The sequence below is a fragment of the Streptomyces sp. NPDC002513 genome, assembly GCF_053595355.1.
Map to the genome: position 1 here is coordinate 1 of NZ_JBSFXK010000111.1, position 10725 is coordinate 10725.

13 protein-coding genes are annotated in these 10725 nt (G+C 65.1%); 2 read left to right on the forward strand and 11 right to left on the reverse strand.

Going from position 1 to position 10725, the window contains the following annotated elements; all coding sequences use genetic code 11:
• The 7 genes from ACWD5Q_RS34525 to ACWD5Q_RS34555 form a co-directional block, all read right to left on the reverse strand.
• Positions 1 to 318, reverse strand: a 318-nt coding sequence (locus tag ACWD5Q_RS34525; RefSeq protein WP_451431026.1) for a hypothetical protein, incomplete at its 3' end; no start/stop codon positions are given.
• A gap of 437 nt (positions 319 to 755) precedes the next feature.
• Positions 756 to 911, reverse strand: coding sequence for a DUF6131 family protein (locus ACWD5Q_RS34530; protein ID WP_451431027.1), 156 nt, complete (start codon positions 909 to 911; stop codon positions 756 to 758).
• 110 nt (positions 912 to 1021) lie between these two features.
• Positions 1022 to 1441: a hypothetical protein gene (locus ACWD5Q_RS34535; RefSeq protein ID WP_451431028.1), complete on the reverse strand. Its 420-nt coding sequence runs from the start codon at positions 1439 to 1441 to the stop codon at positions 1022 to 1024.
• A 74-nt stretch (positions 1442 to 1515) separates the two neighbouring features.
• Complete coding sequence (locus ACWD5Q_RS34540; RefSeq protein WP_451431029.1) at positions 1516 to 1779, reverse strand: hypothetical protein; 264 nt, start codon at positions 1777 to 1779, stop codon at positions 1516 to 1518.
• On the reverse strand, positions 1776 to 2216 hold the full coding sequence (locus tag ACWD5Q_RS34545; RefSeq protein WP_451431030.1) for a hypothetical protein: 441 nt from the start codon (positions 2214 to 2216) through the stop codon (positions 1776 to 1778). Before ACWD5Q_RS34545 ends, ACWD5Q_RS34540 begins: the two co-directional genes overlap by 4 nt.
• A gap of 68 nt (positions 2217 to 2284) precedes the next feature.
• Entirely contained in the window at positions 2285 to 2605 is a 321-nt protein-coding gene (locus tag ACWD5Q_RS34550) for a hypothetical protein (RefSeq protein WP_451431031.1), read from the reverse strand.
• Between the two features lie 65 nt (positions 2606 to 2670).
• Entirely contained in the window at positions 2671 to 2868 is a 198-nt protein-coding gene (locus ACWD5Q_RS34555; RefSeq protein ID WP_451431032.1) for a DUF4314 domain-containing protein, read from the reverse strand.
• Positions 2869 to 2897: 29 nt separating this feature from the next.
• Here ACWD5Q_RS34555 and ACWD5Q_RS34560 point away from each other — a divergent pair, with 29 nt between their 5' ends.
• On the forward strand, positions 2898 to 3335 hold the full coding sequence (locus tag ACWD5Q_RS34560; protein WP_451431033.1) for a tyrosine-type recombinase/integrase: 438 nt from the start codon (positions 2898 to 2900) through the stop codon (positions 3333 to 3335).
• A gap of 347 nt (positions 3336 to 3682) precedes the next feature.
• On the opposite strand, the gene ACWD5Q_RS34565 is transcribed toward ACWD5Q_RS34560, so the two are convergent.
• The 4 genes from ACWD5Q_RS34565 to ACWD5Q_RS34580 are packed head-to-tail and all read right to left on the reverse strand — an operon-like array spanning position 3683 to position 10131.
• Positions 3683 to 3850, reverse strand: a complete 168-nt coding sequence (locus tag ACWD5Q_RS34565) for a hypothetical protein (RefSeq protein WP_451431034.1) — start codon at positions 3848 to 3850, stop codon at positions 3683 to 3685.
• A 25-nt stretch (positions 3851 to 3875) separates the two neighbouring features.
• Positions 3876 to 7337: a DEAD/DEAH box helicase family protein gene (locus ACWD5Q_RS34570; protein ID WP_451431035.1), complete on the reverse strand. Its 3462-nt coding sequence runs from the start codon at positions 7335 to 7337 to the stop codon at positions 3876 to 3878.
• Positions 7338 to 7387: 50 nt separating this feature from the next.
• Positions 7388 to 8614: a restriction endonuclease subunit S gene (locus ACWD5Q_RS34575; RefSeq protein WP_451431036.1), complete on the reverse strand. Its 1227-nt coding sequence runs from the start codon at positions 8612 to 8614 to the stop codon at positions 7388 to 7390.
• Positions 8611 to 10131, reverse strand: coding sequence for a type I restriction-modification system subunit M (locus ACWD5Q_RS34580; RefSeq protein WP_451431037.1), 1521 nt, complete (start codon positions 10129 to 10131; stop codon positions 8611 to 8613). The genes ACWD5Q_RS34575 and ACWD5Q_RS34580 overlap by 4 nt, the downstream gene beginning before the upstream one ends.
• A gap of 393 nt (positions 10132 to 10524) precedes the next feature.
• Here ACWD5Q_RS34580 and ACWD5Q_RS34585 point away from each other — a divergent pair, with 393 nt between their 5' ends.
• Positions 10525 to 10668: a hypothetical protein gene (locus ACWD5Q_RS34585; protein ID WP_451431038.1), complete on the forward strand. Its 144-nt coding sequence runs from the start codon at positions 10525 to 10527 to the stop codon at positions 10666 to 10668.
• Positions 10669 to 10725: the final 57 nt, after the last annotated feature.

The following is a 10725-nucleotide window of genomic DNA, read 5'->3' on the forward strand; positions in this document are numbered from 1 at the left end:
AGCCGCGTCACACACGACATCCACATCCACCGCCTCGACCCCGAGGAGAAGATCAACGCCGAGCTGCAAAAGGCCGCTTAGGAAGCGACGTTGCGCACAATGCAGACCGTGTCGGATCAACGTGGCCTTAACCGCCTCCTCGGCAGAAACAGTGGCGCCGCTGACGGCGGCCTTGGAGCTCGCGCCCGGCCCCCGAAGACCAGTGCACCACTCAAAGCACCGCATGGCGGCCGGAATCCGGCCGCCATGCTGCCCTGGTTCATGCCCGAAGCGGCCGCGAAGTACGGAGCTAGTCACCACCGACACACGGCCGTCCACCAGCCCACCCTCCGGTACGTCCACTCGCCATGGCCCGTTGGGCCCTGCAGCCGGTACCATGTCTACGGAACGGTGATCATCAACGCCGAGACCCACCAGGTCCTGGACCTTCCCGAACGGGACGCGGCCACACTGGATGCCTCGCCAGGGAAGAGCTGGCGGTCATCGCCGGGTCACGGTGACCGTCGCCCTCTCGACGGTGCCCGCCCCGACCAGCCCGGTGCCGATCAGGCCCACGGTCTGCTCCTGCTCCGCATGGCCCGTCAACGTCAAGAACATCCTCCGGACCCACTGACGGGCCCGCTTCACGGAAAGTGCCGAAGAACCTAGGAGTTCTCCGCTGGCGGAAAGTTGATCTCCCCAGGGAGTCCAGGGGAAGTCCTCAGCGGACAGTTGATCTACCCCGTCCAGACCCGGCCTCGCAGGCTCTTGACTGGTCACCAGTAGTGGCGTCGTCCTGCAACGGCGTGGCCCAATGCGCCGAGGACCCACAAGATTGCTCCGATGACTGCCAGGATGATCCCGATGGTCCACAGAATGGCTATGCCGGTGACGAAGCCAACGACCAGCAGAATGATTCCCACGATAATCATGGTGTCTCCTCTGAGGAGTAGTACCTATTCCATTGTGAACTGCGAGTCTTGGAAGGGCAGCTCCGATCGGCTGATCCCGTCAGTCTTTGCCCGGTCGACCTGCCGGCTGATCAGCTGGTCGACCAGCGGCGGTGCGGGAGAAGGCGCCGGCGAAGTGCGTCGAACTCGGGCAGGGCCCGGCGGTAGTCGCCGCCGTGGAAGCGAAGTGCGGCCCGCTCCATGCGCAGGCCGAGCACCTCGCCGTTGTCGGAGCCGAGCGCCAGGGCGGCCGGCTCGACGATGACGCCGAGGATCTCGGCGGCCTGGGCGAACCGCTCGTCCTTGAGTAGGGCGTTCGCCTGTGCGCGTGCGGACGGCTGGGTCCCGGTGCGGGGGCGGGCGCGTACGGCTGCCGGTAGATCCCCGTGGGGTCGGGGTACCGACGGGGTCGACCTCGTCCGGCGCCGGGGCCCGGCCGGGCGGGGGCAGGAACTGCTTCTACCGGGCGAAGCCCGGCCGCATTCCGGTGCCTCTGGTGGGGCGTGTTCCATGGGGTGTCTTCCTTCCGGGTGGCGGGTCGGGCCGCCCACCTGGTGGGGTGGGCGGCCCGGGGTGTGGGTGGAGGTCAGGAGGTGGCGGGCTTGGCAGCCGTGCGCTTGCGGGTGGCGCTCGGCTTGGCGTCACCGTCGGCGGCGGTGGTGGGGGCCTTGGGGCGGCGGGTTCGCTTCGCGACGGGCTTCGGCTCGGGTGCGGGCGTGGGCTGGTCGGCTGGCGCGGGGACGGCCTTGAGGTGACGGGTCTGTTTGGCTGGCTCGGCCGGGTCCTGCGGCTCGGGCTCGGTCTGGAGGGCGGGCTGGTCGGTGTCGCCGGCGGCGGCCGGGGTGGTCACCTCGGTGGCGGCCTCGGCCTCGGGTTCGGGTTCGGGTTCGGGTTCGGTCGGAGTGTCCCAGGGCCGGTGGCCGACGTAGAGGGGCTTGGCGTCGAAGGGGGCAGCAGCCTGTCGCTGATCGCGTTGTAGAGGACTACCGCGGGGTCCTTGTCCGCTTCGAGGCGGCCGATGTGGACGGCGGTGTGCCAGCGGCGGCCGAGCGGCAGGGGGACGGTGCCCTCGATGGGCTCGTGGTCGGCGGTCTCGGTGCCGCCGGTGGCCCACAGCTGGATGCTGCTGCCGTTGCCGAGGAGGCGCATGCCGAGCTGGCGGTTGTGGGGGCCTTCGAGGCTGATGATGTCGTCGATGATCAGCTCGTTGACGTGCCAGGTGTCGGTGCCGAGGTAGCCGGTGAGGGTTTCGGCGGTGGCGTGGAGGGCTGAGGGTGCGAGTTGCACGGGGTTCTCCAAGAGGTCAGTGGTGCTGGCGGGTCGGGGCCCCGCCCAGGTAGGTGGGGCCGGGTTGGTCAGGCGGGGAGGCCGGCCAGGAGGGCGCTGGTGGCCTGGACGAGCTGGGCGACGCCGGCGGTCTGGGGGGTGTTGGCTTCCTCGCTGCAGGCGTAGTTGGTCGCGATGCGGAGGGCGTCGCGGGCCTTGTCGGTGTCGCCGCGGCCGAGGTGGTTGCGGGCGGTGTTGAGCTGGAAGGCGACGACGCGGAGGGCTGCCTCCTGCTCCTCGCAGGTGGAGCGGATGGCGAGCTGGCGGGTGCGGTCGGCCCACTTGCGGGCGCCCGCTTCGAGGGTGGAGGGGTCGAGGTGAACGTCGAGGGTCGGGGCTGCGTACTGCATGGGGTTCTCCAAGGGGTCGGGTGGTGCTGTGCGAAGGCCCCGCCCGGGCGGGCGGGGCCGGCGGTTCAGGCGGGCAGGAGGCGGATCTCGTCGCCGTCGTCGAGAAGCATCGAGAGGGTGGAGCCGCTGTCCCAGCTGACGTGGAGCTGCTGGAGGTTGGGGTTGAAGGAGCGGATGGTTCCCTCGTCGCCGGGGCGGAGGTCGGTGTGGGGGTCGGTGGTCGCCACGAGGGCGACGCGCTGGCCGCGCTGGTACCTGGGCATGGGTGCTACCTCTCTCGGGTGACGCCGGCGTGCCCGCCCAGCCCGGCAACCGGGTCTTCACCAAGGAGGACGGCTCGGCGTACCACCCGCAGTTCTTCACCGACCGCTGGGACCGGCTGGTGGAGCTGTCCGGGCTGCCGCCCATCCGCCTCCACGACGGCCGCCACGAGGCGGCGAGCCTGGCCCTCGCAGCCGGCGTCGCCCCCAAGGCCGTGCAGGCGATGCTCGGGCACGCATCCATGCGGATGACGACCGACACCTACCAGACCGTCCTGCCCGAGATGCACGCCGCGACCGCCTCGGCATCCCTGGACCTCATCACCGCCTACCGGAAGGCGGAGGCGCAGGCGACGCTCGGGCACGCCCCGACGGCCGCCACGACCGACGCCTACCCGGCCGCTCTGCCCGAGCACGCGTCGAAGCAGGCCGCGAAGAAGGCGAAGAGGCAGCGCAGGCGGGTGGCTTGAGAGGGCTGGGGCCCCGCTCTTCCCCGCGCGGGCCCCATATTGGCCCCACCTGGCCCTCGTACACACTTCAGAGGGCAGTGGACTAGACCGCGAGACAATCAAGGAAATGACAAAGGGCCAGGTCAGAGGTACTGACTTGACCCTTTCCGATGGAGCCGCCTTCGGGATTCGAACCCGAGACCTACGCATTACGAGAGCCTGCAAGATCGTGACGAAGGGTGCCGACAGCTGACGCGGCATCCGGTTTCCCCAGGTCAGAGAGCTACGCCCTCGATCGCTGTGCCGCGCAGTCCGTCAGGTGCCACACCGTCCGCTCACGCAACGCTCACGCAAGAACAGCCGAAACCTCAGAGCTTGCGCCGGTCCTTGTGAGGTACAAGAAGGGTGCTGCCTCCCGCCCACTTCGCTCCGCACACATGGCAGACCACGTACCACTCGTCGCCCACGGCGTTCTCATCCATGTGGCCGTGCTGCCCCGTCCCAGGGCACTCATCGGCGATCTCCTGCTGGCTCATTGCCTCTCCTCCGTTGCCTCGTTGATCACGCCGCGCCGTCGGCGGCGACTGCGGTAGAGCGGATCGAATGAATGACCGACACCATGGCATCCACCTCAGCTTCGGGGAAGATCGCCTCTGGGCCCGTCGGGGCGAGGGTGGTGAACGGCGACTCGTACAACGCGTCGACGTCTATCGTGCCGTTCCGCGCCAGGTAGTCGATCAACTCGTTGACGAAGCGAAGCTGGTTGGCCGTGAGTGTCTGCCCCTGTTGGAATGTGTCGAAGGCCAGGGCTGCCGCATCCCGCTCCAACCCCGTCAGTGACCGCAGGAACAGGCCGAGGCCGCCCTTGGTGTCCTTGATGTAGTCGATGTCCGTCGGGGTGCCGAGGCCGGCCTCGACGAAAATCTGCTCCAGCTCCGACAGGTCCAGGGCAGTGATCTGCTTGTTGCGGCGGATCTTTTGGACGGCGAGCTGGTCCTGGTGCGTGTTGAGGTAGATCCGGATCTTCTGCTCGAAGCGGGTGAGATCCGTTCCGATCTCCATGCCACTGAGCGAAGCCGCTGTCAGCTCGCCGAGTTCGTCCTCGAAGTCGGTGTAAACGATGCCGCGCTTGGTCTTCTCGATGAGTCGGACGAGGCCCCTCAGCCGGCGACGCATAGTCTCCAGCAGGGGAAGCCTCACGTCCTGCCACCACTCATCGCCAGCGACCTCGTCGAGCAGAGCCTGCTGAGCCTTGATCGCAGGAATGGTCAGCTGATCGAGCAGGGTGGACGCGATCTCCTGGACCTGGTCGCGGAGGCGGATGAAGCCCGGCTCTCCGTTCGCGACGGCAAGCTGGAGTCGGAGGACGAGCAGATCGAAGCGCTTGGCCTCCTCGCCGGCGTCGTCCTTGTCGCGGAAGGCAGTCGGGAGTCCGGCCAGATGGTCGATGACCTGGCCGTGCGAATCGGGCGTGAACTCAAGCCATGCGTCGAAGTCGGCGAAGGCTTCCACTTGTTCGCGGTGCGGGCGGACCAGGAAGTTCTCCGGGTTCATCGACGTGACCTCATCGTGCAGCCGCGTAGCGAGGTCCCAGCGCAGGCCGGCGTCCGTGGACGTGCCGTCAGCCTCCGGCCGGGTGGCGAGCACTGCGGCCGCTTGGTGATCGCGCGTGGAGCTGTCGTCCAATGCGAGGAGCAGGTCGGCCCGCCGCTCGAAGATCCGCTGGCTCAACGAGGGCGCGACCTTGCCCTCAGCACGCATCAGGTTCTGGTTGAAGAACTCGATGTTCTGGCACAGGTCGAAGACCAGGAAGCCGTCCTTGCTGCGGTTCGGGCCGAACAGGTCGGGTGCGAGGCGGGTGCCACGGCCGATCATCTGCCAGAACTTGGTCTTGGAGCGCACCAGCTTGAAGAAGACGAGGTTCACAACCTCAGGGACGTCGATGCCTGTGTCCAGCATGTCCACGGAGATAGCGATTTGCGGAAGCTCCGCGGTGTCGGAGAACTTCTCGATCAAGCTCTGGGCGTACTCCTTGCGATAGGTGATGACCTGCGCGAAGGCGCCCTTGAGGTGCGGGTAGTTCTTGTCGAACCGCTCGGCGATGAACTCCGCGTGATTGTTGTTGGCGGCGAAGACGATGGTCTTGCCGAGCTTGTCGCCGCCGTCGACCTTCAGGCCGTGCGTCATGAGGGTCTGCAGGACCTTGTCGACGGTGTCGGCGTTGAAGAGGTACTTGTTCAGTTCCTCAGTGGTGATCTCGTCAGGGGCGTCACCGTCCTCAGGCCACTCGGTCTCGTCCCACTTCTCCTTGTCTTCGTCGGAGAGGTCGTCGTACTTGATGCCACCGCGCTGAAACTTGAGAGGGACATCGACTGCACGCGGCGCCACCAGATATGCCTCGGCCACCGCCTCGTCCAGGCTGTAGACGTCGGTGGGCACGCCGTCTTCAAGCTCAAAGCGCCGATAGGTGTTCCTGTCGACCTCGTCCTTGGGCGTCGCGGTCAGGCCGACGAGGAGCGAGTCAAAGTAGTCGAAGATCGCACCGTACCGCTGGTAGATCGAGCGATGAGCCTCGTCGATGACGATCAGGTCGAAGAAGCCAGGGCCGAAGGTGCGGCGGCCCTCGGCGTCGGTCTGGTCGATCAGGTTCATCATGGTCGGGTAGGTCGAGACGAACACCCGCGCGTTGGGGTCCTTCTCCTCCAGCAGGTTGACCACCGGGGCACCGGGCAGGTGCTGCTTGAAGGCGTTCGTAGCCTGCTTGACCAGAGCCTTGCGGTCGGCGAGGAAGAGGATGCGCTTGGCCCAGTTGGCCCGCATCATCAAGTCGCTCAGCGCGATCACGGTGCGGGTCTTGCCGGAGCCGGTCGCCATGACGAGCAGGGCGTGACGCAGCGAGTCCCTTTCGAAGGAGTCGGCGATCCGCCGTATCGCGCGGGACTGGTAGTGGCGGCCAGCGATCTGCTCGTTGATCGGCAGCTTAGCGAGGTTGCGGCGGCTGACCCGGCGCTGGACCAGGAGACGCAGTTCGTCCTTGGTGTAGAAGCCCTGGACCTCACGGGGCGGGTAGTTGAGGTCGTCGAACAGGTAGGTGCGGTAGCCGTTGGTGTAGAAGATCACCGGCCGTTGCTTGAACTGCGCTTCCAGGGCGTCAGCGTAGAGCGTCGCCTGGTACTTGCCTTGCTTCGGGTCACGGGTGGTCCGCTTGGCCTCGACAACGGCCAGGGGCTTGCCGTCGTCGTCCCACAGGACGTAGTCGACCTTGCCCTTACCGGAGGGCGCAGCCGAGGTGGGCAGCCCTGTGACCGGGTATTCACGGTCCCTCGGTTGGTCCAGCGCCCAGCCGCCCTCCTTGAGCAGGAGGTCGATGATCAGGCTGCGGGTCTCGGCCTCGTTGTAGTCGTGGGTGTCCGGCTGCGCCTCGTTCGCGGCCTTGGCCGCCTTGATCTGCGCGCGCAGCTGGGCAATCTCGGCGTCGAGGTCCTGATTCTTCTTTCGCGCGGCGGCCAGCGCGGCATCCTGCTCAGCGTACTTCTCGGCCTGTGCCTTCAGCTCAGCCTGCTTGGCGATCCGAACCTCGGCTGGCACTGGCCGAGGTATCCGTGCCGTGTCGAACGCGAGCGTGGACACGGGTAGTTGGGCCTGGTCGCGGGTGTAGGTTCGCGCCATCCAGTACAGGACGTGGAATAGCTCAGCGACCGTGCGCACCGCGTCCTTCGGGGTGACGGGGGCCTTGCGATGCACGGCGACATTGCCCTGCCGCCGAATCACGTCCATCTTCGCCCGGATGGCAGGGCCAGCCACCTTCACCAACGTCGGCTCGGCGATCAGCGCCGCCAGATCATCGTGGTACGGCAGCTTGAGCGTGGCATCCGCCTCGAACAGCCACGTCACCGCGAGCTCAAGCACCCGCCGCGCGTAGAACGCGGATGCCCGCGGGTCCGCATACGCCAAGCGCTCGGCATGTATCGCCTCACGGTGCAGCTCAGGCCACTCGGCCTGGAGGAACCCGAAGTTGCTCACGGTGATGACCTTTCACTGGCTGGTAGGCGGAGATCGTGGCGTGGCAGCAGTCACGCAGCAGGCGCAGCGTCTTCAGGCCACAGCTCCCCGCGAAATGCGCGGTGTTGGAGAGAATCAAAGAGGGCGTCTAGTTCGGCGAGATGAGCCTCGTGCACTTGCTTCAGCCTCTCAATCCGCTTGACTCGTTCAGCGAAGCGCTCCTGGAGCTCAAGCGGAGGGAACATCACGGGCACGCCGCCAAGGCCCTGGATATTGATATTGAATTGCCCGGCCGACGTTTTCGACTTGGCACGCATCGCCGCCCGCCCTACGGGGCCAAGCAGATACTCACGCATATAGATGGGATGCAAGCACTCGGAGGAGAGCCGAGCTCTGATCAAATACGACGCATAAATGAACTCATCCGGCCGGAAGTTTGACGCCGCTGACGCCCCTTCCCCATAGAAAACCGCGCAGCGCCCGACGTAGTCAGGGTTTCCATTTGTACGAACAAACAGCAGGTCTCCATCAGCCAGGCGCAGCCTGTCAAACTCCCCCTCAGAAACCGGAACCGTCTTAATTTCCGACAGGTCCAATGCCCCGCCGATGACGTTTGGGATCCGTAGGGCCGGACGCCCATTAGACTCAGATTTGTTCGAGGTCCCATATCGAAATTCTGCCGCAACCCCAAGCGAATTTGTTGGCCATTTCATGAGGTTCGTACGGGGGTCGCCAAACATGTCGCAGAAGATGGCCTGAGTGAGATCACCTAGAAAGGCGATGGCCTCGCGACGCTTGGCACGCAGCATGTCCGCCTGGTCAAGAAGCCTCAAGATCCTCTGCTGCTCCTCCGGCGGAGGAACGGGGATTTCTAGCGCCCTAAGAATGGTCGAGTTGATATTAAGCTGGGCAACGCCTTTAGCTTTCGATTCGAGCTCGGGAACGATACTGTCAAGAAAACGACGGAGGAACAGTGGGGAAATCAATTCAGGGTTGCGCGGGGTGAGCCCAGCGATAGCCTGATTGGTGGCCGCATCCACACCCAAAACTGCCGTCCTGCCGATCGTGGCAAAGATGGACACTAGGACGGTTCCAGCAGGAAGGATCTTTGCAGAACTATTCTTGATGGCAAGTTCTGTGATGCTCTCCTCGGTGCGAGTAATGCACCCCTGGAGCATGTCTCCAATTTTCACCCACGGGATTGAACCACCGAAGTTATCGAGGTTTGAGCGCGCCGGCGTTCCGCCTGCCGCCACTACGCACAGCTCTCCGAGTGCAACACGGGGCCAGGTCTTCATCCCAGGATCCCCTTCAGCTCGCTCATCCCCTGTTGGATCTCCGCCTCAATCTGAGCCAGCTCATCCATGATTTCGCCGGGGGTACGATGCTCGATCTCTTCGTGGATGACCTCCTTATAGCGGTTAAAGCTCAGGTCGTAGCCGTGGGCAGCGATGTCATCCTTGGGGACGCAGAAACTCCGCTCAGTACGCGCCCGTTCCTGCTCGCTGCCGTTGCGACGTCGCCAACGGGCCAGCACGTCAGGCAGATTGTTCTTGGCGTGTTCGTCATCGCTCAGCACACCGTCGCCCACGAGCGGCCCGAGCTTGTCCTCACCCAGGAGCGGCGTGCGTTTGTCGTCCAGGCTCCAGCCATCGGCAGTGACCTCGTAGAACCAGACGCTGTCTGTGCCGCCACTGTTGGTCTTGGTGAAGAACAGGATCGCCGTGGAGACTCCGGCGTACGGCTTGAAGACGCCGCTCGGCAGCTTCACCACAGCATCCAGCTTGTGTCCTTCAACGAGCAGCTTCCGCAGCTCCTTGTGCGCCTTACTGGAGCGGAACAGCACCCCGTCGGGAACAATGACCGCAGCTCGGCCACCTGGCTTGAGCAGGCGCAGGAAAAGGGCAAGGAACAACAACTCAGTGTTCTTGGTCTTGACGACCTTCTGCAGGTCTGCCGCTGTTGCATCGTAGTCAAGACTGCCAGCGAATGGCGGGTTGGCGAGGATGAGGGAGTACCGGTCAGCCTCGCCTGCCGCGTTCTGTGCGAGCGAGTCGCGGTAGCGGATGTCGGGGTTCTCGACCGAGTGCAGCAGCATGTTCATGCTGCCGATGCGGAGCATGGTGCTGTCGAAGTCGAAGCCGTGGAACATGCTCTCGTTGAAGTGCTGCCGCTGGGATGGCTCGAACAACGCCTCGCGGTGGGTACGCTCCACGTACTCCGCAGACGCCACCAGGAAGCCAGCCGTGCCGCACGCCGGGTCGCAGATCTCATCGCCCGGCTGTGGGGCCATCATCTCCACCATCAGCTGGATGATGTGCCGGGGCGTACGGAACTGGCCGTTCTGCCCAGCCGTGGCGATCTTTCCGAGCATGTACTCGTACAGATCGCCCTTGGTGTCCCTGTCGCCCATGTCAATGCCGTTGATCATGTCGACGGCCTTGGTGAGCAGGTTCGAGGTCGTGATGGTGAAGCGCGCGTCCTTCATGTGGTGCGCATAGGTGGATTCCTCACCACCCAGCGTGCGCAGCCAGGGAAAGACGCCGTCACGCACCCGGGTGAGCATGTTCTCAGGAGACTCGTTGATGAACACCGACCAGCGCAGGACCTGGGCACCGTCCGCGTAGATCGGGTTCTCGACCGGCCGCCCGGTGCGATTGGCCCTGTTCTCCTTGGCCTGCTCCAGGATGTCGAGGCGCCGGATGAACATCAGGTAGGTGATCTGTTCGATGACCTCCAGCGGGTTGGAGATACCTCCTGACCAGAAGGCGTCCCACAGTCGATCGATCTTGCTCTTCAGCTCACCTGTAATCACGCAAGCAGGCTAGCGTGTCCCACTGACACATGCGCCAGCGTCGGTCGGATCCGGGAGCAGTTCCTACCCGGGCCTCCGCCGTGGCCACCGAGATGTCGAGGGCCCTGCCCGCCGGACCGGAGCAGTGCCTGACATGGTGGCCACTCGGCGACGGCGGGTGGCCTTTCGGCCGAGACGTGCCGATTTCTCACGGTGTTCGAGGGCAGAGGGCATGAGCCGGCCGCGCTGCCGAAACTCGCCAGCCACTCTTACTCGTGGTACCTCGATGAGCCCGACATGGTGCCGACGTAGGACGACCTGACTGATGATCCCGGGGCGGCCTCCATGAGTGACCGTACAGCCTACCAACGGCCCGGAACACAGAGCTGACCCTCGCACATTAAGGTGCGGGATGTGCAGCGCCTCCTGGTTCTCTTCGACCTCGACAACACACTCGTGGACAGACAGGGAACGCTCGCCGAGTGGGTCGCCGACTTCACCGCCCGGCATGGTCTGGAGGTTGAGAGCGTGGTGGTGAACCGCGCTGTAGCTCGATGATCTGCGGCTTTCGGGTGGTTGCGGTGTGGGGGTGGTCGGCCTGGGGCAGCCAGCGGG

What these genes read in the sequence shown, in the direction of transcription:
- ACWD5Q_RS34565 (WP_451431034.1), bottom strand. Translation starts at nt 3,850, where the DNA reads ATGAGCCAGCAGGAGATCGCCGATGAGTGCCCTGGGACGGGGCAGCAC.
- ACWD5Q_RS34550 (WP_451431031.1), bottom strand. Translation starts at nt 2,605, where the DNA reads ATGCAGTACGCAGCCCCGACCCTCGACGTTCACCTCGACCCCTCCACC.
- ACWD5Q_RS34535 (WP_451431028.1), bottom strand. Translation starts at nt 1,441, where the DNA reads ATGGAACACGCCCCACCAGAGGCACCGGAATGCGGCCGGGCTTCGCCC.
- ACWD5Q_RS34575 (WP_451431036.1), bottom strand. Translation starts at nt 8,614, where the DNA reads ATGAAGACCTGGCCCCGTGTTGCACTCGGAGAGCTGTGCGTAGTGGCG.
- ACWD5Q_RS34530 (WP_451431027.1), bottom strand. Translation starts at nt 911, where the DNA reads ATGATTATCGTGGGAATCATTCTGCTGGTCGTTGGCTTCGTCACCGGC.
- ACWD5Q_RS34555 (WP_451431032.1), bottom strand. Translation starts at nt 2,868, where the DNA reads ATGCCCAGGTACCAGCGCGGCCAGCGCGTCGCCCTCGTGGCGACCACC.